Source organism: Bacillus sp. NPDC060175, assembly GCF_042728695.1.
In the GTDB taxonomy this organism is placed as follows: domain Bacteria; phylum Bacillota; class Bacilli; order Bacillales; family Bacillaceae_G; genus Bacillus_A.
Window position 1 is genome coordinate 13,020 of the sequence record NZ_JBHWYR010000010.1, and the last position, 21,932, is coordinate 34,951.

General features: G+C 35.5%; 22 protein-coding genes. 12 read left to right on the top strand and 10 right to left on the bottom strand.

Going from position 1 to position 21,932, the window contains the following annotated elements:
* Positions 1–43: 43 nt before the first annotated feature.
* The 4 genes from entC to ACFWDE_RS07760 form a co-directional block, all read right to left on the bottom strand.
* On the bottom strand, positions 44–1,477 hold the full coding sequence (gene entC / locus ACFWDE_RS07745; protein ID WP_377891267.1) for a cell wall-binding protein EntC: 1,434 nt from the start codon (positions 1,475–1,477) through the stop codon (positions 44–46).
* Between the two features lie 717 nt (positions 1,478–2,194).
* Complete coding sequence (locus ACFWDE_RS07750) at positions 2,195–3,346, bottom strand: ABC transporter permease (protein ID WP_420042240.1); 1,152 nt, start codon at positions 3,344–3,346, stop codon at positions 2,195–2,197.
* 26 nt (positions 3,347–3,372) lie between these two features.
* Positions 3,373–4,047 carry an ABC transporter ATP-binding protein gene (locus ACFWDE_RS07755; RefSeq protein ID WP_377891269.1) on the bottom strand — a complete coding sequence of 225 codons (675 nt, stop codon included), beginning with the start codon at positions 4,045–4,047 and terminating at the stop codon, positions 3,373–3,375.
* Positions 4,044–5,147, bottom strand: coding sequence for an efflux RND transporter periplasmic adaptor subunit (locus ACFWDE_RS07760; RefSeq protein ID WP_377891273.1), 1,104 nt, complete (start codon positions 5,145–5,147; stop codon positions 4,044–4,046). Before ACFWDE_RS07760 ends, ACFWDE_RS07755 begins: the two co-directional genes overlap by 4 nt.
* Before the next feature lie 211 nt (positions 5,148–5,358).
* Between ACFWDE_RS07760 and ACFWDE_RS07765 the strand changes: the two genes are divergently transcribed.
* From ACFWDE_RS07765 to ACFWDE_RS07780, 4 genes are all read left to right on the top strand, one after another.
* The gene (locus tag ACFWDE_RS07765) at positions 5,359–6,093 is read left to right on the top strand and encodes a YwaF family protein (protein ID WP_377891275.1); all 735 of its coding nucleotides are present in this window, start codon (positions 5,359–5,361) and stop codon (positions 6,091–6,093) included.
* Positions 6,094–6,182: 89 nt separating this feature from the next.
* Positions 6,183–7,049, top strand: coding sequence for an ABC transporter permease subunit (locus tag ACFWDE_RS07770; protein WP_377891277.1), 867 nt, complete (start codon positions 6,183–6,185; stop codon positions 7,047–7,049).
* A 1-nt stretch (position 7,050) separates the two neighbouring features.
* Positions 7,051–8,055, top strand: a complete 1,005-nt coding sequence (locus ACFWDE_RS07775) for an ABC transporter permease (protein ID WP_377891279.1) — start codon at positions 7,051–7,053, stop codon at positions 8,053–8,055.
* A 139-nt stretch (positions 8,056–8,194) separates the two neighbouring features.
* Positions 8,195–10,117 carry an ABC transporter permease gene (locus ACFWDE_RS07780; RefSeq protein WP_377891281.1) on the top strand — a complete coding sequence of 641 codons (1,923 nt, stop codon included), beginning with the start codon at positions 8,195–8,197 and terminating at the stop codon, positions 10,115–10,117.
* Positions 10,118–10,153: 36 nt separating this feature from the next.
* Here ACFWDE_RS07780 and brnQ2 read toward each other — a convergent pair whose 3' ends face one another.
* The 4 genes from brnQ2 to ACFWDE_RS07800 all read right to left on the bottom strand — a co-directional run bounded on the left by brnQ2 (position 10,154) and on the right by ACFWDE_RS07800 (position 12,849).
* On the bottom strand, positions 10,154–11,470 hold the full coding sequence (gene brnQ2 / locus ACFWDE_RS07785) for a branched-chain amino acid transport system II carrier protein BrnQ2 (protein ID WP_377891284.1): 1,317 nt from the start codon (positions 11,468–11,470) through the stop codon (positions 10,154–10,156).
* Positions 11,471–11,688: 218 nt separating this feature from the next.
* The gene (gene cotJC, locus ACFWDE_RS07790) at positions 11,689–12,258 is read right to left on the bottom strand and encodes a spore coat protein CotJC (protein WP_377891286.1); all 570 of its coding nucleotides are present in this window, start codon (positions 12,256–12,258) and stop codon (positions 11,689–11,691) included.
* Between the two features lie 103 nt (positions 12,259–12,361).
* On the bottom strand, positions 12,362–12,625 hold the full coding sequence (locus tag ACFWDE_RS07795; RefSeq protein ID WP_002150382.1) for a spore coat protein CotJB: 264 nt from the start codon (positions 12,623–12,625) through the stop codon (positions 12,362–12,364).
* Between the two features lie 8 nt (positions 12,626–12,633).
* The gene (locus tag ACFWDE_RS07800; protein ID WP_377891289.1) at positions 12,634–12,849 is read right to left on the bottom strand and encodes a spore coat associated protein CotJA; all 216 of its coding nucleotides are present in this window, start codon (positions 12,847–12,849) and stop codon (positions 12,634–12,636) included.
* Positions 12,850–12,957: 108 nt separating this feature from the next.
* On the opposite strand from ACFWDE_RS07800, the gene ACFWDE_RS07805 reads away from it, so the two are divergent.
* The 5 genes from ACFWDE_RS07805 to ACFWDE_RS07825 all read left to right on the top strand — a co-directional run bounded on the left by ACFWDE_RS07805 (position 12,958) and on the right by ACFWDE_RS07825 (position 15,353).
* Positions 12,958–13,344 carry a VOC family protein gene (locus ACFWDE_RS07805; protein WP_377891291.1) on the top strand — a complete coding sequence of 129 codons (387 nt, stop codon included), beginning with the start codon at positions 12,958–12,960 and terminating at the stop codon, positions 13,342–13,344.
* A gap of 272 nt (positions 13,345–13,616) precedes the next feature.
* Positions 13,617–13,898 (top strand): YkvA family protein, encoded by a 282-nt coding sequence (locus ACFWDE_RS07810; RefSeq protein WP_000733843.1) that lies wholly within the window; start codon positions 13,617–13,619, stop codon positions 13,896–13,898.
* 11 nt (positions 13,899–13,909) lie between these two features.
* Positions 13,910–14,515 (top strand): DedA family protein, encoded by a 606-nt coding sequence (locus ACFWDE_RS07815; protein WP_377891294.1) that lies wholly within the window; start codon positions 13,910–13,912, stop codon positions 14,513–14,515.
* A 110-nt stretch (positions 14,516–14,625) separates the two neighbouring features.
* Positions 14,626–14,994 (top strand): DUF3992 domain-containing protein, encoded by a 369-nt coding sequence (locus ACFWDE_RS07820; protein ID WP_377891296.1) that lies wholly within the window; start codon positions 14,626–14,628, stop codon positions 14,992–14,994.
* Between the two features lie 20 nt (positions 14,995–15,014).
* The gene (locus ACFWDE_RS07825; protein ID WP_016094718.1) at positions 15,015–15,353 is read left to right on the top strand and encodes a DUF3992 domain-containing protein; all 339 of its coding nucleotides are present in this window, start codon (positions 15,015–15,017) and stop codon (positions 15,351–15,353) included.
* Positions 15,354–15,416: 63 nt separating this feature from the next.
* On the opposite strand, the gene ACFWDE_RS07830 is transcribed toward ACFWDE_RS07825, so the two are convergent.
* Entirely contained in the window at positions 15,417–15,836 is a 420-nt protein-coding gene (locus ACFWDE_RS07830) for an S-Ena type endospore appendage (RefSeq protein ID WP_377891299.1), read from the bottom strand.
* Between the two features lie 304 nt (positions 15,837–16,140).
* Between ACFWDE_RS07830 and ACFWDE_RS07835 the strand changes: the two genes are divergently transcribed.
* Together ACFWDE_RS07835 and ACFWDE_RS07840 are read left to right on the top strand one after the other, a co-directional pair.
* Positions 16,141–18,603: a LamG-like jellyroll fold domain-containing protein gene (locus ACFWDE_RS07835; protein ID WP_377891301.1), complete on the top strand. Its 2,463-nt coding sequence runs from the start codon at positions 16,141–16,143 to the stop codon at positions 18,601–18,603.
* Between the two features lie 80 nt (positions 18,604–18,683).
* Positions 18,684–18,887, top strand: coding sequence for a hypothetical protein (locus ACFWDE_RS07840; RefSeq protein ID WP_000391508.1), 204 nt, complete (start codon positions 18,684–18,686; stop codon positions 18,885–18,887).
* Positions 18,888–19,018: 131 nt separating this feature from the next.
* Here ACFWDE_RS07840 and bcaP read toward each other — a convergent pair whose 3' ends face one another.
* Entirely contained in the window at positions 19,019–20,455 is a 1,437-nt protein-coding gene (gene bcaP / locus ACFWDE_RS07845) for a branched-chain amino acid transporter BcaP (protein WP_193657631.1), read from the bottom strand.
* A gap of 202 nt (positions 20,456–20,657) precedes the next feature.
* Between bcaP and ACFWDE_RS07850 the strand changes: the two genes are divergently transcribed.
* Positions 20,658–21,839 carry a cation:proton antiporter gene (locus ACFWDE_RS07850; RefSeq protein WP_377891305.1) on the top strand — a complete coding sequence of 394 codons (1,182 nt, stop codon included), beginning with the start codon at positions 20,658–20,660 and terminating at the stop codon, positions 21,837–21,839.
* The last annotated feature ends 93 nt before the right edge of the window (positions 21,840–21,932 follow it).

The window sequence follows — 21,932 nt, forward strand, 5'->3', positions numbered from 1 at the left end:
GAGTCGATCTCAACATTGAGATCGACTCTTTTTTACATAATAATTAGTTTAAAATTTTCACTGTAACTGTTTTACGTCCCCAGTTACTTGATGTACCTTTATCTGGCATTAAAACGTCAATTTTATTTCCTTTAATAGCTCCACCAGTATCACCAGCGATTGCTACTCCGTAGCCTTCAACCCATACTTTTGAACCTAATGGAATTACACTTGGATCAACTGCAATTAGTTTCATGTTTGGATTTGCTGTTAAGTTGTGACCTAAAGCTGATTTTACTTGGTCGCCTGCTTTATAACCATTTTCAAGTGGATCTGCTGTGTAAGCTGTTGCTACAACTTGGAACTCACGAGAAGAAGATTGTGTGTTTTTCTCAGTTTCTTTTGCAACAGGTTGTTGTGTAGCTGGTTTTTGAGCCTTATTAGCCGCTTCACGATCAGCTGCCTCACGAGCTTCAGCTGCTGCCTCTTGAGCCTTAGCTGCTTTACGAGCTTCAGCTGCTGCCTCTTGAGCCTTAGCTGCTTCACGAGCTTCAGCATCTGCCTGAGCTTTAGCCGCTTCACGAGCTTTAGCTGCTTCTTGAGCTTTAGCCGCTGCTTGAGCTTCAGCATCTGCCTGAGCTTTAGCTGCTTCACGAGCTTTAGCTGCTTCTTGAGCTTTAGCTTCTGCTTGAGCTTCAGCATCTGCCTGAGCTTTAGTTTCTGCTTGAGCCTTAGCTGCTTCACGAGCTTTAGCTGCTTCCTGAGCTTTAACTTCTGCTTGAGCTTCAGCTGCTTCACGAGCTTTAGTTGCTTCCTCTACTTTAGCTTTTGCTTGAGTTTCAGCTACTTCTCCAGCTTTAACTGCTTCACGAACTTTAGCTGTGTCTTGAACTTTAATTGCTTTTTCAACTTTAACTGCTGGTTGAACTTTAACTGGTGCTTTACCTGTTAAGTAAGGAACATGAACATAAGCTGTTTTTCCGTTATATTCAAATTGAATCCAGTCATTTTGCACTTCGTGTGTTGTTTCGATTACATCATCTTGTTTCAACTTACCAAGAATTTCTGAGTCTGTGTTTGCACCAGCACGTACGTTTAATACGTTTGCTGTTACGTAGTAAGTATCTTTTGTGTAGTCAGCGCTTATGAAAGCCTCTTTACCACTATTTAATTTAACTTTTGACCATCCGTTTTCTGTATGTAAAACGTTAACTTTATATCCATCTAATAACTTTCCGACAACTTGTGATTCAGTAGTTGGGTTTTCTCGTACATTTAGTACATCAGTCGTTACGATTGTTTCTGCTTTAGCAGATGTTGTGAAAATCCCAAGACCAAAAACCGCTGCTGTTGCTATACCCATAAATTTTTTCATAATAGCCTCCATTGCATTTGTTTTCGTTGACCTCATTATAGCAACCATTATTTTCTTATTTGCGGAAAACACAAAACTACAAAGCATTCGTAACGAGGCATTAATATTCTGTAATAATTCCATTAATATCCTGATAGCGTTCTCTTTGCGTTTTTTAGGGGATTAGAACATATAATTCATAAAATCAATACTGTTTTAATTACTGATAGATTAATAATGTATCGGAAATGTTACTGAACTGTTTCTGTAACGTTACAAAAAAGGGGTATTTAACTGTTTGAATCGAAATCTAGTTATAAAAATATAATCTTTTTGCGTGTAAAGTCATATATATAGGGGTAAATTTAATAAAATAGAGATATAATTGTTACAAAATAAGTTGTAGTATGGAAAAAATTACGCCTTGAATTTGTTCTTTTACATATTATTTTTGCAATAATAGGATTGCTTGATAGCTGTAACGCGAAATGAAAGTTTAAATGATAAAAAGATATTCGTAACATGAAACATATATAATAGAAGAAACATGATTTAAAGGGACGATATCGTTATGAATTGGTTCACGAATTGCAGTAGAATTATCCCGCTATTTGTGGGTAGTAAAACTCCCACCTCAAAATTTGGCTGGAGCAAAGAAGTTAGGTGGGAGACTAACTGCCCGTAAACGCCCGATTGGTGAAGGTTAATACTCAGAGGGGGATGAACAAAACTCCCACTGAGTATAGTTTTACTTTATATAATAGAAGTTAGAGGTTCTTATTTTTGTCAAAACGTCGATAAAATTACATTTGCCTTTAATAAAATAAAAAACGTAGGAGTGTAAACTCCTACGTTTTTTATTTACTCATATCGTAAACATTCAATTGGATCAAGTTTTGCAGCTTTGTTTGCTGGTAGTAAACCGAATGCAATACCGATTAGCATTGAAATACCTACTGAAAGAAGTCCAAGTTCTTTTGAGATAACAAGTGGCCATCCGGCAAAGATTGAGACGATCCAAGCGAAGAAAATACCGAGCATGAATCCGATGAAACCACCGAGTCCCGTTAAAATACACGATTCGATTAAGAATTGCGTTAATACTTTACCGCGTGTTGCACCAAGTGCTTTACGAATACCAATCTCACGTGTACGTTCTGTTACAGATACAAGCATGATGTTCATTACACCGATACCACCAACAAGTAAGGAGATAGCAGCGATACCACCGAATACCATTTTCATCATACCGATTGATTCATCTAGTTGCTTCGTAAATTCACCCATATCTTGAGCTTCGAATTTATGCTCAAATTTAGGAGCTTTCATTTCGTTTAAAACAGAAGCGGCTTGTTTTTCTACACTTTTACGTTCTGCTGGTGAAGTTAATATTAATCTTACAGAGTCATACTCAGTTACTCCTGAGATTACAGGAGCGTTTTCAAGTGATGTATAACCTTCTGACATAGCCATTCCGAAATCATTTTTTGTTTCATACACACCGACTACTTTATATGGCTTTCCTTTTATGTCAGTGTATAAATTTGATTCCCAGCCGTTAAATAATTTATTGAAAGCTTCTTCATTTAATATAACAGCAGGGATTGCTTGCTTTAATTCACTATCATTTAATTCACGACCGTGAACTAATTTTATTTTCGCATCTGTCATAAAGGCGCCTGTTCCACCTTTTAAATCAAGAGAGACATCCTTTGAACCAGAAGATGCTTTTACTTTCATACTTACATCGGGATAAACATCTTTAACGCCTGGCACAGTTTGAAGACGTTTTAACATATCAGCTGTAATTTTGGCACTATCAGTTCCGTAATCAGGGTTGTTGTAGTAAATCGTTACTTCAGTATCTTTTCCTTGGCCTAATTCTTTTTTAAACTTTGCGTTTGTACCATCACCCATTGAAATGATAGTAATAATAGCGCTAATACCGATAATAATTCCTAGCATTGTTAAGATAGAACGCATTTTATGAGCAAAGATAGAGGAAAGGGCCATGCGTATATTTTCACTCGTGTTCAAAATTAACCTCTCCAATCTTGGACGATATTTCCGTCACGAATTACAATTTGACGTGCTGCAGCTTCCCCGATTTCACGATCGTGGGTAATTATAATGATTGTTGAGCCTTGTTTATTTAATTCGTAAAAGAGGTCCATAATTTGTGTACTTGTTTTCGTATCAAGTGCACCAGTCGGTTCATCGGCTAAAATGAATTTCGGATTATTTACGATTGCACGTGCGACTGCGACACGTTGTTTTTGACCACCTGATAATTCGTTCGGCAAGTGAGTAGCACGATCAGCTAAGCCTACTTTTGCTAAAGCTGCTAATGAGCGTTCACGTCTTTCTTTTTTATCAACTCCAGCGTAAATAAGAGGTAATTCAACATTTTGCATTGCTGTAAGTCTCGGTAATAACATGAAGTTTTGGAATACGAAACCGATCTCTTTATTACGGACGTGCGCAAGTTCTGTTTCAGACATGTTTGAAATGTTTTGCCCAGCTATTTCGTACGTACCTGTCGTTGGTTTATCTAAGCAACCGATAATATTCATTAGTGTTGATTTACCAGAACCAGATGGTCCCATAATAGAAGTGAATTCTCCTTGGTTCAGTGTTACATCAATTCCGTGTAATATTTGAACGGACTCTGCACCATTTTGGAAGGACTTCGTGATGCCTTTTAAGTCAATCATTGGACGACAACCTCCATACCATCTTTTACATCTTTTTCAGGTTTAGAGATAATTTGCTCTCCTTTTTTCACTCCAGAAACTTTTGCTTCGCTATCTGTCTCGAATTCAACAGTAACCGCTTGTTCTTTCGCTTTACCATCTTTCACAACGAAGACAACATTTTTGTCACCTTTTTTCACAATACTGCTTTTCGGAACAATCGTACCAGTTGCTTCGCCAGATTTACTTGTTACGTAAACGTGGAAGCCGTTTTGTAATTCTTCACTATTATCTAATGTGACAGTGAATTGATAGTTAGAAACAGTTTTATTTTCGTCCATACTCTTTAATGGTGTAGAACCGATTTCCGTTACTTTTCCTGTCCAAGTCTTACCAGCGACCGTTTTTGATGAAACAGTTACTTCTTGCCCAACTTTCATACTAGCAAGCTCATATTCAGAAAGTTGACCTTTTACTTTAAATTGACCAGCGTGACGAAGTGTAATGCCACTCATACCTGTTTTTTCATCGGCAGTTTTCACGATATCATCAATTACGCCATCAACAGGGCTCGTTACAGAAAGTGTGTTTACTTTCTCTTTTGCTACTTTAATCATTTCATCAGCTTTTTCTACTTCAAACTTCTTCATTTCAAGTTGTGATTCTAATTGTTGCACTTCGATTTCCGATGCTTTTAATGCTTCCTGAGGAAGGCCTGCATTTTTATCTTTTTGTAATTTTTGTTTTGCTGCATTTAGTTGTTTGTTTAGTAAGTCAACTTCTTTGTTAGCAAGTTTCTTTTGCATTTCTGCTTCCGTTACACCTTGTTTAGCAGTAGGGTCATTATATTTAAATAGAAGCTGACCTTTTTTCACTTCATCACCTTTTTTAACAGCTAATTCATATGTGCCTTTTGTTGGATCGAATGAAATTGTTTCAATTCCATTTGGAATAACTTCGCCGCCAAATTTTTGTGCATTTTCAATTTGTTTTTCCGTAACTTTATAACCGCTATATGCCATTGCTACTTCTGAACTACCGCCAGCTAAAGCAAAATATGATCCAGCTGCAATTCCGATTGCTACTACACTAGTAATTAACACTTTATTTTTCTTCTTCATCTATTTATCACCTTTTCGTTCGTTTTAGTATCTACATTAAGTATAGAGGAGGTGAAGAATCTGACAAATCGTTTTAGCTTACAATAACCTTACAGTTTTGTAAGGTATGAATATGTAAATGTAAGGTAGAGCTTGTCCTAGTGTAAGCAAATGAATTGACTCGTCGTTTCTTTCTAACAATAATATTGTATGAAGGAGAGGAGGAGGCAAGATGGAAGCTTATTTTAGTGCGCATCCATTAAAACCATTTATTCCATACTCAAGGCAACACGTCCTTATATTATTTATTATGTTGGTGGGGATATTTTTTCTGTATCAATACCAAGATATATTACGGCAAAGTGAGTGGAATATAACGGTTCGATATGCGATTGCATTTTTATTTATTGGGAGTGAAATTGGGCTCCATATGTGGGAATGGAAAGCCGGGGTTTTTGAGCTAGGCACTTCATTATCATTTGAGTTATGTACGATAAGTTTATTGTTAGCGTCGATTATGATTGTAACGAAAAGTTATCGAATATATGAGATTGTATTTTTCACAGGAATTATCGGTGCATCACAAGCCATTTTAACGCCAAACGTGCAATATGCTTTTCCGCATTTTCGTTTCATTGAGTTTTTTATCGCACATATATTGCTCATTTGGGCACCGCTCTTTATGACTTGGGTGGAAGGATATCGTCCAACATTACAATCTATTAAGCGTACGATGATATTTTTAAACATCTTAATTCCTATCGTTTCGTTTGTGAATTTTAAAACAGGTGGTAATTATATGTTTTTAGCTCATAAGCCAGAAACTGCTTCATTACTTGATATGTTAGGTCCGCATCCTTACTATATTATTTCATTGGAGATTGCGGCTTTGATTGGATGTTTTATTTTGTATATACCGTTTGCGAAAAGAGAAAAGCATGTGCATACGGAATCGCTGGGATCATAACCTAGCGATTTTTTTATGTTTGAATATTTACAATTCAGAAAATTAAGAATAAGATTGAGGGGTAAATCATAGAGAGAGAAGGGGGAAAAATGGTCAAAAAAGTATTTTTGAATGGGATGGAAATGACGATTCAATTTATTATTTCGATTTTGGGGATTATTTGTTTAGGGGCACTGCCGAAATTATTTTATGGATTTGAGCTGGATGTATCAGCGTACATAAAAAGTCTAAAAGAAGTATTTGCGAAATTAATGGATATTTCCAATATGCAATATGCAAGTGATAAATTTTTGTTTCCACAGTTGTTTGTTCATTATAAAGAAACAATGGTTATTTTCTTGGCTGCATTTTGCATTTCATTATTGGTAGCATTTTGTATCGTTTATATGATTATGAGTAGTTCACCGCGTATACAACATCGAATTAAATCATGTCTCATCTTCCTAGAATCCATTCCAGACATTCTTCTTATTTTAGGATCACAAATTTTAGTTATATGGTTTTTTAAACAAACAGGTTTTTTACCTTTTCAAATTGCGGCAATTGGAGGCGAGTCGATTAGAGGATTGCCGATATTTTGTTTGAGTATCCCGACTACGATTATGTTTGTAAAACTGTTAGTGCTCCGCTTTGAAAATGAGCTAGAAAAAGATTATGTACTATTTGCTAAGGCAAAAGGGTTGAATCGTTTTCATATTTTAAATCGTCATATTTTGCGAAATGTGTTGCTTAGTACACTTTTCTTTGCGAAAACGAATGTTTTTTTTATGTTATCAAATTTATATATTATAGAATGGATTTTTAATACGGGTGGTATTTTTATGTTTTTGAAAGCATATCCGGATATTAGGATTGAGATTTTCATCGTTAGTGTGCTGCTTATTTATATTCCGATTTTTATTCTATTTAAACTGTTTCATTACCTAGTTCCAGCTGCGATGAAGGAGAGATTATAATATGTGGACGTATATAAAACGTGATAAAAGATTTTGGATAAGCATTGGATTTCTTCTCATATTAGTTCTTTTGAGCATCGGAAATACGATATGGAATGATGGACAGATTAAAAAAGTTACACTGCAATATGATGCGGCTGGAAATCCAGAGGTGCCACCGTTTTCACCTTCATTACAATTTTTACTCGGGACAGACAGGAAAGGATATGACCTTTTACATTTAGTCATTGAAGGCGCGAAGTGGACGATTGGTATATCTATTTTAATTGCGGCACTTAGAATGGTAATAGGTGTTTTTTTCGGTGTAGTGCTTGGAACATATATAAAAAGAGGTTTTTCGAAGATTGAGGCTTTTTTTGATAGTTTCACAGTTATTCCGACAGTTATGATTGCGTATTTCTTTCTTAAATCTGTGAATAGCTTTAAAAGCGGAGTCGAAACAACAACCTTTTTTGAAAGAGCTTCATTTCAAGTGATATTACTTGTATTGCTTGCGATGCCAGTTATTGCACTGTATGTTGCGAAGGAAGTTCGTAAATTACAAACGGAAGAATTTATTGATGCCGCGCGCATATTAGGTGGATCAAGAAGACATATTGTTATAAAGCATCTTTTTCCGCATCTCTATATGACGTTTATACTCGTATTTCTTCAGCAGTTTACGCAGACTCTTACTATTTTACTGCACTTAGGGTTACTAGAAGTATTCTTTGGTGGAACTGTTCAGTTTTTAGGACCGGTAGAAGAAATAGACTCTTACACGCATGAATGGTCAGGTTTAATTGGAGTCTATTTTAGATCTTTAACAGTGCATCCATGGATTCCTCTCGTCCCAATTACATTTTTCGGGCTTACTATTTTTTCAGGAAATATGATTGTAAAAAGTATAGAAGAGGCGATGATGAAAGTAAGGTTAGGGGGAGAGATAAAGAAGACAGTTGTAGAAGAAGAACAATCTGCTGCGCAGTCAAAAGAAGAGTTATTTACTTTTAAACATACGATGTGAAGAGCCTAGGAAACTAGGTTCTTTTATTTTGTTATATTACAATATCGTAAGAGAGGTGTAATGAAAATCGATAGGGAAGAAATAGAATTTCGTATACACTTCATGTATAGAGAAACGCGAGAGCAGGTGAAGGTATACGATGGATTTTTTAGAAGTATCAAAACGTAGTATAAAACGAAATATTAAAGATTATTTTCTATACTTTATTTCGTTAGTAGGCAGCATTATTATTTATTTTACATTTGTATCGATTAAACGAAATGAAAGTGTAGTAGCGCTTTTGAAAGAATCGGATAAAGTGGAAACGACATTTACGTTTGCACAAATTTTGTTGATTATCTTTTTAGCGATTTTTATTTTTTATTGTAATAGCTTCTTTTTGCGAAAGAAGAAAAAAGAAATTGCGTTATACAGTTTATTAGGAATTCGTAAAGAGGAAATTGCTAAGCTACTCTTTTATGAAACATTATTAGTTGGTGCTGCGGCAAGTGTATTAGGTATTATTTCTGGTTTATTTATAGCGAATATATGTGCAGGGCTTCTTGTGAAGTTAATGGGAAGTGCGTTTACTTTTACATTTACGATTTCATTTTTATCTATAGTAGAGGTCCTTATAACGATAGGTGCGATTTTCTTTATTGCATCATGGAAAAGTAAAAAGTTAATTTATGAGCATCGTTTAGTTGAATTACTATATGGTGAAAATCAGAAAGAAGAGGCACCTACGTATTCAAGTAAGAAGGCAAAACGAGCGATTGTTTTATTAATTACAGGTTATATAATTGCGTTACTCACACAAGTTTTTGGATTTGGAGCAATCTTTATTACAGGTCTACTTATTTTTGGGTGTATTGTAAAAGGTACGTTTTTACTATTCGAGCAGTATACAGTGAAATCACTCCATAAAATAAAGGGAGATAAAACGAAATATTGGAATGGAACGAACATTTTATCAATTTCTTCCTTGTTCTTCAGAATAAAAGGAAATGTAAAGATGCTTGCGCTATTATCTTTATTAAGTGCAGTGACACTATGTACAATTGGAATTAGTTCTAGTATGTATTATGGGGCGCAGAAAACGGCGACATTAATGAATCCAGTTAGTTATGAGTATGTAACAACTGGAAAGGAGTTAGATAAGAAAGTTAGAAAAGAAATTCAAAAACATGAGTTAGGAATCAAAAATGAAACGTCTGTAGCTATGCTCTCTATGAAAGGAAAGATAGAGGGAGAACAAATACTAACTGGGTACTTAATAGGGAATGGTAATGTACAAGTTATAAAAGTGTCGGATTATAATAAATCAGCTTCTATGTTAGGTAATAAACAAGTTATTCTAGGTTCTGAAAAGGAAGTTGTTTTATTAGATCCGTATAAATCATATAACATAGAAAAGAATTCGCTTGAAGGAAACGACGTATCCTTCGAAGGGATGAAGAATGGTATAACAATCGTTGATCATCGTGAGGAAACAATCGTGAGTGCGAAACTTGCACCAGTTGGACTTGTTGTTCAAGATTCGTTATTTAATAAGCTGCAGCAAGGAAATGCTGTTTCAACAGTTAGCGGATTTATCGTTGAAGGAAACGGTAGTAGAGAGCTAACGAAAGAGTTAGGGACTATCCTATCTAAGGAAGCAAAATTCCAATCCTTTGAAGAGGCGAGCGAATCTGAATTGCAAGATGGTGCAGTGTTATTATTTGCTAGTGTATTTTTAGGGATTGTCTTTATTCTTGCAACGGGTTGTATTTTATACTTTAAACAAATAACAGAAGCGATGGCAGAGCGACCAGCTTACGAAATGTTAAAGAAAATTGGACTAACGAAAAAGGAAGCAATAGAGTCTGTAAGAAAGCAAGTAGGTGCAATTTTCTTAGTACCATTACTCCTTGCGATTTGTCATACATTCTTTGCATTTTTAAGTTTGATGGGCTTTACAGGAATGTTCGAATATAGTCTTCCGTTACTAGGTAGTATAGGAGTGTATGTCATGATTTACTTTAGTTACTATATGTTAACGGTTCGATCGTACACAAATACAGTATTCAGCGATAGAAAATAAAAAGAAGCAAGCATGGATTTCATGCTTGCTTCTTTTCTATTTTGTAGAAACTTCACCTTCAGCTTCTGTTTGCGGAACAAAGTATCCGATTATACCACCAATTATTGCTGGAACGATCCAGCCGATTCCTAAGTTATAAAAAGGAATTGTGTGTACGATATTAGCGATAAAACTTGGTATCATTCCCACATTATCAAGTGCATGAATACAGCTAATAATGAATGCCGCGATCATCGCTCCGATATAGACAGAAGGTTTACGTTTCGTATATTTATCAATAAATGATACGAAAATTAAAATGATTGTAATTGGATATAAAATAATTAATACAGGTAATGTAATTTTAATTAATAAGCTTAAGCCTAAGTTTGAAATGATGAAGCTAAAGATACAAACGTATAGTACCAGTTTCTTGTATGAAACATTCGTTAACACTGTTGCGAAATAGTTTGCGAATGCACTTACAACACCGATTGCAGTCGTTAAACAAGCAAAGATAATTGCGATACTTAATAAAACATTCCCGCTTGTCCCAAAGAATTGATACATAACAGTAGCTAATAGCTGACCACCGTTTTCGAATTGTCCTAAGTTTCCGTTTGAAGCACCGATATAACCGAGTAAGAAATAAACAATTGTTAAGAATAGGGCAGCAATGCTTCCGCAAATAATTGTATATTTCGCAATCGATTTCTTATCTTGTATACCGTTTTGACGAATTGCATTTACGACAATTGTTGATAATACGAGAGCTCCGATTGCATCTAAAGTTAAAAATCCTTCAAGAAATCCTTTGAAAAACGGGATGTCTTTGTAGTCACCGATAGGCTCAGCGAATGATCCTGGTGAAAGAATTGCTTTTGTTGCCATAATTGCAATAATTACAAGTAAAATTGGCGTTAATATTTTTCCGATATGATCTACTAATTTGGATGGATTTAATGATAAGAAGTAGACGACTGTAAAGAAAATAGCACTAAAAACTAACATAGAATACCATTGGTCCGGGAAGAGTGGTGCGATTCCAATTTCGTAAGATACAGTTCCAGTTCGTGGAATAACAAATAGTGGGCCGATTGAAAGATAAATAATGATAGCGAATACTGCTGCGAATTTTGGATGAACACGGCTTGCTAAAGTATTAAAACTACCACCGGCAAGGGCAACAGCGACGATAGCTAGTAAAGATAAACCGACATCTGTAATAATAAATCCTGTAATGGAAACCCACATATTTTCTCCGGAAGAAAGGCCGAGAAGAGGTGGGAAAATCATATTACCAGCACCAAAGAAAACTGCGAATAGTAATAAACTAATCGAAAGTATTTGCGCTGGTTTTAAAGTTGTACGCATATAAAAAAAATCCTCCTAATGAGTGTTTTTGTCGAAAATTCAAATAATTTGTCGAGTAACTGTTATTATTTTAAAGGTCTGATGACTATAAAGCAAGAAGGAATTTTATAAATATTAAAAAATAATGCATTAAATTGAATAAATATACTATTTATATGTTAATTAGGAAATATTTAACTTTGTAACGTAAAAAAACACATATCGCTAGGATATGTGTTTTAAAAATAAATTTGCCTATCACGTTCTTCTTTTAAAATTTCTACAGCCTCTCGGAAACGTTGAGAATGGACAATTTCTCGTTCACGTAAAAAGCGTAAGCTATCATTTATATCGGGATCGTCTGATAAATCAATTAGCCATTGATAAGTCGCTCGTGCTTTTTCTTCAGCTGCAATATCCTCGTATAAATCTGCGATAGGATCTCCTTTCGCTTGAATGTAAGTGGCAGTAAAAGGAACACCACCTGCATTATGGTAAAACAAGGCGCTGTCATGATTCGCATAATGCGCGTCTAATCCGGCAGCTTTCATTTGTTCAGGTGTTGCATCTTTTGTTAATTTATAAATCATTGTAGCAATCATTTCTAAATGTGCGAACTCTTCTGTACCAATATCGGTTAGTAAGCCAACGACTTTATCAGGAATTGTATAACGTTGATTTAAGTAGCGAAGAGCAGCGGCTAATTCACCGTCCGCACCACCGTACTGTTCAACTAATAATTTTGCGAGTTGAGGATTACAGGTGCTTACTTTCACCGGATATTGTAATTTCTTTTCATAAATCCACATAGTTTCTCTCCTTTATCCCGCTATTTGCGAGCAGTAAGACTCCTATCTCAAAATTCGGTTGGAGCCCTGCTGTTCGTAACCTCCCACTGATTAAAGTTTCACTTTATATTTGCCATGGCCACGGTCCTTTGCTCCATTCCCATGGAGCGTTAGAATAACTATTTCCAAATTGCTGAAGTGGCCCGTATTTTTCTTCAATTCTTTGTTTTAATACTCTTCGTTTATAGGAGAAATCATTGAATTGATTTATAGCTGCAATATCGTCGGGATGCGTATCTAAATAGAGGGTAAGTTCAACTAATACAAAGTCTAGCTCTTGTAGTTCTTCAATCCATTTGTAATATTCATCAGGCAATGTTTGTGTCACGTTTTTATTCACCGTCCTTTTTTGTAAGGATTTTCATAATAATCATAAAATGCAGGCCATAAAGTCCCTTTTCTTAAAGCTTCTTTTGGCGAGAATTGGGGTAAGTTAGGTGGCTGAAAGCCCATAAATAGGTGGGGGGGAGTTGAGTAATATTTCTTTCCAATTGGAGGGCAAGGATCGTTTGGGCTATGGTAAGGTATGTAGGATTTCATATATTTATCCACGTTACACTCCTCCTTTATAAATGAAATATTCATCACTACGTATTGTATTCGTACATAATTGTAAATTATGACTCATATAGAAAACTAATAGAGACAGGGGGAGTGCGGATGGGAAGTATTACAACATGTATTGTATTAGAATCTAAAAACTTAAAGGAGACATTATATTTTTATGAAGGAATTCTAGGATTTAAACCGAGCAAGGAGAGGCCACAAATACGTGTAACAGGTGTGTGGTATGATATTGGTTCAACGAGAATTTGTTTTGTTGTAAACAGGGGACTGGGAGAGCATAGAGAGACTGTTATATCATCAGTGAAGGAACTATTGTTAAAAACTACAAATATCGAGCGGTTAAAGAAAAAGTTAGAGTTTTATCAAATATCATTTGTAGAAGAGCGCCATGGTGAAGAAGTAAGAATAATTTTCTATGATCCGAATAGTTATAAGCTCCAAATTGTCTCAAAAGAGAATATGGAAGAAAGTCTTTTTTGATTTTATAATCGTAATAGGCAATGTAAGTAATGAAAAAAATATTGACAAGCCTCTCCAAATATCTTAATGTGATTGTATAAAATTGTGTATATAAAGGGGAGTAACTTATTACAGTAAAGTCGTCATTACAGGGAGAAACCCTCGGCTTTATTGGCAACGATTCGTTGTTAGTGAGACCTTTACCAGCAATGGTAAAGGCCCCTTATTGTCTTTTTAGGACCCTTACCATATTTGGTAGGGTCCTTTTTGTATACAAAGAGAGGAGATAGAAAATGAAAAAACTTATTAGTAGATTAAGAGTTGTATTTCATGTCCGCCGTTTTGTTCCATTTTTATTTGACTTTTTTACTTCAAAAGAGGTTTCCATAAAGAAGAAAATCTTATCTATTGCTTTTTTAGTTGGTTACGTTGCTATGCCGCTCGATTTAATTCCAGACTTCCTGCCGTTTATCGGTATTTTAGATGATATTGGAATTGTGTTATTCATTTTGAACCGAATTGTAAAGATGGCACCAGTTCAATTGCAAGAAAAGCATAATGTGAATATAGGATAGGGGTTAAAAGTATGGAGCAAATTATTTTAGATATAATTGACTATTTAAAGCAGTTTTCTTATTTTGGAGTTGTGTTAGCTTTAACTTTTGAGTTTATTCCAGCAGAGGTAGTTTTGCCGCTTGTTGGGTATTGGGTGTACGAGGGAGATATGAATTTTTGGCTTGCGGTGTTAGCCGGAACACTTGGTGGAACGACAGGACCATTAACGTTATATGCGCTCGGTTATTACGGCGGGCGCCCTGTATTGGTGAAATACGGTAAATATTTCTTCATTAAAGAAGAACAAATTCAAAAAGCAGATGATTTTTTTGAGAAATATGGACCGGTTGTAGCATTTGTTGGACGCTTCGTCCCAGGAGTTCGAACGCTTATTTCCATTCCATGTGGTATGGCGAAAATGAACATATGGAAATTTAGCATATATACATTTGTAGCAATGTTCCCATTAACGACTTTGTATATTTATTTTGGAATGAAATTAGGTCCGCATTGGGAAAAAGCAGCGGGTGTTGTTGGACAATATATGTTACCTATATTAGTGGTCGTTCTTATTGTTGTAGGTAGTATCTTTATCTATAAATTTATGAAAAAACGAAAGAAAACGGAATCTATCTAGTTATTAGCACTGAGTTTTGATTAATTTTTGAAAATGGATGAATAGTACAGGCAAAAGACTCTGAAGGACATACACATATAGGGAATAAAAAAGAGAGAGGGGAAACAACTATGTCTTGTGAGTGCTCAGGAACAGCGTTAACGTGTTGTCCAGATAAAAATTTTGTACAAGATAAAGTGTGTAGTCCATGGTCAGGAACTGTAGTTGCAACTGCAATTACAAATGTGCTGTATAACAATAATATTAATCAAAATATGATTGGAACAGGGTTTGTTCGATATGACGTCGGACCAGCTCCAATCACGCTGACAGTTTTAGATGCAACAGGAGCTACACTTGATACACAAACATTAAATCCTGGAACGAGTATTGCTTTTACGTACCGTCGTTTCCAGACAATTGAAGTAACTTTACCTGCTGGAACAGCTGGAACATATCAAGGAGAGTTTTGTATAACAACACGTTATCCACTTTCATAAGAGAAAAGGAGAGGACTAAGATGTGCAATTCTAACTTATCATGCTGTTCCAGTAAAACACTTGTACAAGATCAGGTGTGTATAGATTGGGCTGCTACTGGTGCGGTAACTGAAACGGTATATACGAATAATATTACGCAAGATTTGTATGCATCTGGTTATGTAAAATATGATGTAGGTGTAAATCCAATTACAGTAAACTTTCTAGTGGGAGCGACAGTAGTTAATACAATTACTGTACAACCACAAAGTAGTGGCTCTTTTACAGTAAGGTATTTTACTACTATTCAAATTGTAACAACAGGGACGGCAACGAGCCAAGGGCAATTATGCCTTACAGTGCGTTATCCGATTTCATAAGGAAAAGCATACCGTGATGGTATGCTTTTTTGTATAGTTTGTAAGTTAGGGTGGTAAAGAATTTTATAAACAAAATGAGAATTGGCAACAATATTTTCCCTCTATATATTGAGTTGGGTTATTTGGAATATTAATGATTGTCACAGATTGTAATGATTGACCTGTATATGACATTGTGTTGCCAGGATAGACAGTAAAATTATTTGTCACCTGCCCAATAATTTGAACGGTAACCCCTCCAGTACTACTAGTGCTATTATACACAGAAATGGTACCTGATATTTTAAGTAAACCATCTCCTTCCCATAAAACTAATGTGGAATTTTCAGAAGGTGGAGGGATTTCTTTTGTTATAAAAAAATTACCAGCAAATTCATTCGTGACTAGTTCACAGCTTGGTGGTTTAGGTGGATTAGGTGGATCGTAGGGAGGGCAGATGATAGATAAAGGGGCATAACAGCCGATATTTTTTTTACAAGCCATTAATGGCTCCTCCCTTCATAGTTTCTTTTTATTACTATTAAATGTTGTAAAACGATAGTTGTGTTAATAAAGGGGCGAAAAATTTCACGAAAGATGTTTAATAGGCTTACAGCTAGTAATAAGTTATGAGAGTCTGTAAGACAAAAGGTGGTTGTATAAGATAATACAAGTAATGTGGGATGTTACACAAAATTGACTGTATATTTACAAAACTTAAATAAATTTCATTCTTAATTTAAACGAAGTTAATATGCGTTCGATACAATAATCATTGTAATTAGTTTATTATATGAGGAGGATTTACGTGGAAAGAACTGCTTTACGAAAAGTAAAAGGACTTATTGGATTATTGATGGTTTTTGTATTAGCATTCGTGTCATTTCCGTGGAGTACGTCGGTTAAAGCGGAAGAGAAAAAGCAAGAAAAGGCACCAAGTGAGAAGAAAATCGTTTTCCCAGTTGTAAGTGATGTACATATTAAAGATAGTGGAACAGATGATACGTTCCGCTGGAAAAGAGCGATTGAGCAATTTAATACGCTTGCACCAAAGCAAGATGCATTTGTCATTGTAGGTGATTTTACTGATTCGGGTTCAGTAAAGCAATATGATCGTTTTATGCAAGTGTATAACGAAAATGCAAATAAAGATGCGGTACGAATGAATTCTCTAGGTAATCATGATTATTGGAACGGTTTATCTGTAGAGGGAGCACAGAAGCGTTTCTTAGAAAAGACAGGAATGGAATCGATTTATTATCATAAAGTGGTAAAAGGGTATCATTTCCTTGTTATGTCTCCAGAGGATGGTACAACACATGGCTATTATTCGGACAAGCAAATTAATTGGTTAAAAGAAGAAATGGCAAAGGCACAAAAAGATGATCCAGAAAAACCGATTTTTGTGTTTTTACATCAACATATTAAAGATACAGTGTACGGTAGTCAAGAATGGGGAACGAAAGATAGTGCAAAAATTAATGCGGTATTAAAAGAATACCCACAAGTAATTACGTTTTCAGGTCATTCACATTATCCGTTAGATGATCCAAGATCGATTCATCAAAAAGACTTTACGTCTGTTGGAACATCTTCTGTAAGCTATATGGAAGTGGAAGGCGGTAAAGTACAAGGGAATATCCCGCCAGGAGCTAGTACATTAAGCCAAGGTTTATTAGTAGAGGTAGATGACAAAGAGGTAACAATTAATCGCCGTGATTTCCATACAAATTCTTGGACAGGCGAGCCATGGAAAATTCAGTTGCCATCAAAGAAAGAAACATTTACGCATGTAGAAGATCGTGATAAAGAAAAGCCATACTTTGCGAAGGATGCAAAGCTTGCTGTATCAAATGTAACGGAAAATGCGGCAACAGTAACATTCCCGCAAGCGTTGGACAACCTTCTTGTTCATTCTTATCGCTTGCAAGCAAAGGATAAACAAACAGGTGAGATTAAAAATAAGTTATTAGCATTCTCAGAGTTTTATCGTGATCCAGTGCCGAAAGAACTTACATTTACACTTGCAGGATTAGATGGCGGGAAATCATATACACTTGAAGTAGTTGCAATTGATTCGTTTGGCAATGAAAGTGCGCAACCGTTAACGGCAGAAATCACAACGAAAAAAGATAATATTGATCCGAATGTGAAAGTACCAAAGGCAGACGTTTTTGATGTGAATTTCTTAGATGGTACATTTAAAGATAACTCACCGTTTGGAACAAAAGGTGAGGTGAAAGGCAATGTATCTATTGAATATGATAAAGCGTTGAAAACAAATGTAATGAAATTAAATGGAAAAGCAAATACATTTGGGTACCTTCCATTTTCAGCAACACAAAAAGAAAAAGTAGCAAATACATTCACATTAGAAACTGTATTTTCAATGAATGAAATTCGTGGACAAGGAATTTTGCAAAATACAGAGAGTGGTGGAATTGGTTTTGAGTCTACAGGTGATGGAAATGTAGAATTGTGGGCTCATATCGGTGGTAGTTATAAACGAGTTGGAACTAAATTAGAAGCCAATAAAACATATCATTTAACAGGAACGTATAATGGAAGTGAAGTAGCAATTTATGTAGATGGTAAAAAAGTAAATAGTCAGCCAGCTCAAGGGAAAGTATATCATCCGAACGTACCATTTGCACTTGGTGCAGATCCAGATAGCAATGGAAATGGTGGCATTCCGTTAAATGGACAAATTGCGTTAGCAAAATTATATAGTAAAGCATTAAGTTCTTCAGAAGTAGTAGCAGCATATAACGAGTTTTCTAATCGTACAAAGTTAGAGCAAGTAAATACGTTATATGAAGAGATTGGAAAAGTGAAAGAAGTATTGGCAGGTACTTATGAATTTGGTGAAAAGCCAGGTCAATATTCTCAAGAAGCTTTTAAAGAATTACAAAAAGGCTATGACAATGCAAAGAAAGTGTTTGAGAATATAGCGAGTACAGGTGAACAAGTTGTTCAAATGTATAATGAATTAAAAACATCAAACCAAACATTTGTACAATCAAAAGTGGCAGAAGAACAGCCAAAAACACCGAAAGAAAAATTACAAGTGAATGTTGAATTTGCAAAAGCTTTAGTAAAGAAAGCGCAAGATGGAAATATAAAAGACGGTTCAGTTAAATCATTAAGTCAAAAAATCACTGTTGCAGAAGCTGTGTTAAAAGATAAAAAGGTAAAAGATGAGTATGTAGAATCAATGAATCGTACGTTAGAGAATGCTATTTCACTTGTTGAAAAAAGTATCAACAAGTAAGGTATAAGAAAAAGAAGCTTATCATGATAGGCTTCTTTTTTGTTATACTAAAAGTAGTATAACAAAAGGGAGCGAATAATTTGGAAGAGAAAAAGCTAAAAAGAATTCTTGAATATGTATGGATCGCCGTCGTGCTCCTTGTAGGATATTATTTATTAAAAGATAAAAGTATATGGGTTCTATTTTTAATGACATTTTTATTAGCGGGATTAGGAACGCTATTTATTAACTTTTTCTTTGATAGTGTAAATGCGTGGAGGAAGAAAAAGAAGGAGACGAAGTAAGGGGAAATACGTATGCAAAAGTTGCAGGTTATGTACTTACTTGCATCGGTATATTTTTCAGTTTACAATCGTTAACTAAAAAACATAATAGACATGAAAATAGCTCGCCGTTTCATAGGCGAGCTATTTTATTACGCATTTTTCTTCTCATCATTTGTTTTTTCATTAGCTAAATGACTATGTTTTCTAGAGTAGAAGAAGTAGACGCATAGACCGATTATAAGCCAGACTGCAAAGCTGATCCATGTCGTTTTGGATAAATTAATCATTAAATATAAACAACAAAGAATAGCGACAATTGGTAGTACAGGTACGAGTGGTGCGCGAAAGCCACGTTTTAAATCAGGATGAGTTTTCCGTAAAATAAGTACAGCAAAGCAAACGAATGTGAAGGCTGTTAACGTACCGATGTTTACTAAATTCGCTAGTAAATGTAAATCTAAAAGCCCTGCTAATAAAGCTGCAAATACCCCGGTAATCCATGTGTTTAGTAAAGGGATTTTTACTTTTTTATTTACGCGTGATAACGCTTTTGGGAGTAAGCCGTCTCGGCTCATTGCATAAGAAACACGAACTTGTCCATACATAACGACTAAAAGAACGGTTGTCATTCCTGTCATCGCACCAACTGCAAGTAGCCCCGCAATAGTATCTTCGCCAACGAAATGCAGTGCAAATGCAACTGGATCAGAAACATCTAATTGCGTATAAGGAACCATACCTGTTAAAACGAAAGATACGATCATGTATAAAACTGTACAAATAAGAAGGGAACCGATAATGCCAATTGGTAAATCACGCTGCGGTTTTTTCGTTTCTTCTGCCGCAGTTGCGATTGCATCAAAACCTAAAAAGGCGAAGAAGACAGTGGCAGCACCAGTAATAATACCGTCGTACCCGAATGGAATGAACGGTGTCCAATTTTCAGGCTTTACATATTTTGCGCCTGCTATGATAAAGGCGATAATAACTGCTAATTTTATAAGGACCATAATATTATTAATGCGTGCGCTTTCGCGTATACCAAAACTTAAAAGCCCAGTAATGAGAAGTAAAATACAAACAGCCGGTAAATCAATGAGACCACCTTTTCCCGTTCCGGGGGCCGAGGAAATAATGGCGGGAAGGTGTATATTGAATCCTTGAAGCAATGATTGTAAATATCCAGACCAGCCAACAGCTACCGCTGCAACTGCGAGTAAATATTCGAGCATTAAACACCAACCAACGATGAAGGCGACAACTTCTCCTACGGTCATGTATGCATAAGTATAAACACTTCCTGAGACTGGTATAGAAGAAGCAAATTCGGCATAACAAAAAGCTACGCAAGCACAAGTAAATGCAGCAATAAGGAATGATAGCATAATACCAGGACCAGAATGTTTTGCTGCTACAATACCTGTTAATACAAAAATCCCTGTCCCAATTACGGCGCCGATTCCTAAAAACGTTAAATCGAGTGCCGTTAATGTTCTATCTAGCTGCCGTGGTGATTCAGTACTAAGCGCTTTTTTTCGTAATAATGACTTCACTTTGAACTCTCCTCCTTTAGTTTTCATCTCCATAACTGCGAATATAGTACGAGCCCATCGGAAAAGAGTATGTAAGTGAATGAAGATACAGTTATGGTATGTAGTTTTTTTGAAATTTCTGGATTAATCTTATTATAATTCAGAATATTTTGTCAAATAAAACTTTAACAAATAAAATGCCGGCTGTAAGGAGAAGCTATGTGCAGAAATAGATGCAGGTTAACAATCAGTAGGGATGAAGAATAACCCACTGACTAAAGTTTTATTTTATATAGTAGGAGAAGATGCTATGTTATTTTATTTTGAACTTGTTGTCATTTTACTTTGTACGAAATTAGCTGGTGATATTAGCGTTAGGCTTGGACAGCCTTCTGTACTTGGTAAATTAATCGTTGGTATTATTATCGGTCCTGCAGTACTCGGTATTATTAATAGTTCTGAACTTATTGATGAGCTTAGCGAAATTGGTGTTTTGTTACTTATGTTTATGGCAGGACTCGAAACTGATTTAGAAGAGTTAAATCGTAATTTAAAATCTGCATTCGCAGTAGCGATGGGAGGAATTATTTTCCCATTCCTTGGTGGGTATTTAGCAGGGCTTGCTTTTGGAATGTTGCAGTCGCATGCGATTTTTTTAGGATTATTACTTTGTGCCACATCGGTTAGTATTTCTGTTCAAACGCTAAGAGATTTAGGGAAAATGAACACGAGAGAAAGTACAACAATTTTAGGCGCAGCAGTATTTGACGATGTGATTGTCGTTATTTTATTAGCGTTTGTCATGAGTTTTTTAGGCACACAAGATGTAAATGTAACACTTGTAATTGCAAAAAAAATCATCTTTTTTATAAGTATCGTTTTCATCGCTTGGAAAGTTGTTCCGTGGATTATGAAAATGCTCGTACCACTTCGCGTAACAGAAGCGTTAATTAGTGCTGCACTTATTATTTGTTTCTCTTTTTCGTATTACAGTGAAATGATGGGAATTGCAGGTATTATTGGAGCATTTGCAGCTGGGATTGCGATTTCTCAAACAGAGTATAAGCATGAAGTGGAACATAAAATTGAACCGATTGCGTATGCGGTATTCGTACCGGTTTTCTTCGTAAGTATCGGAATGGAAATTACATTTCAAGGTATCGGAAGCCAACTTTGGTTCATTATCATTATGACGCTCATTGCGATTTTCACAAAGTTAATTGGATCAGGTTTAGGAGCAAGACTAACAGGATTTAACTTACAATCTTCTATTAGTATCGGTGCAGGGATGGTATCACGCGGAGAAGTAGCGCTCATTATTGCAGCAAATGGATTAACTGCGAATTTATTAGCGAAAGAAAATTTCACAGCTATTGTCATTGTTGTTATATTGACGACGATTATTACGCCGCCGCTTTTGAAGAAGTATTTTGTATAGAGAGGAAGGGCTTATCTGATGTAGATAAGCTCTTTTTTTATTGCAAAATGCAGTGGTCATGTAGCATGAATGGATTGTAATTATGATAAAATC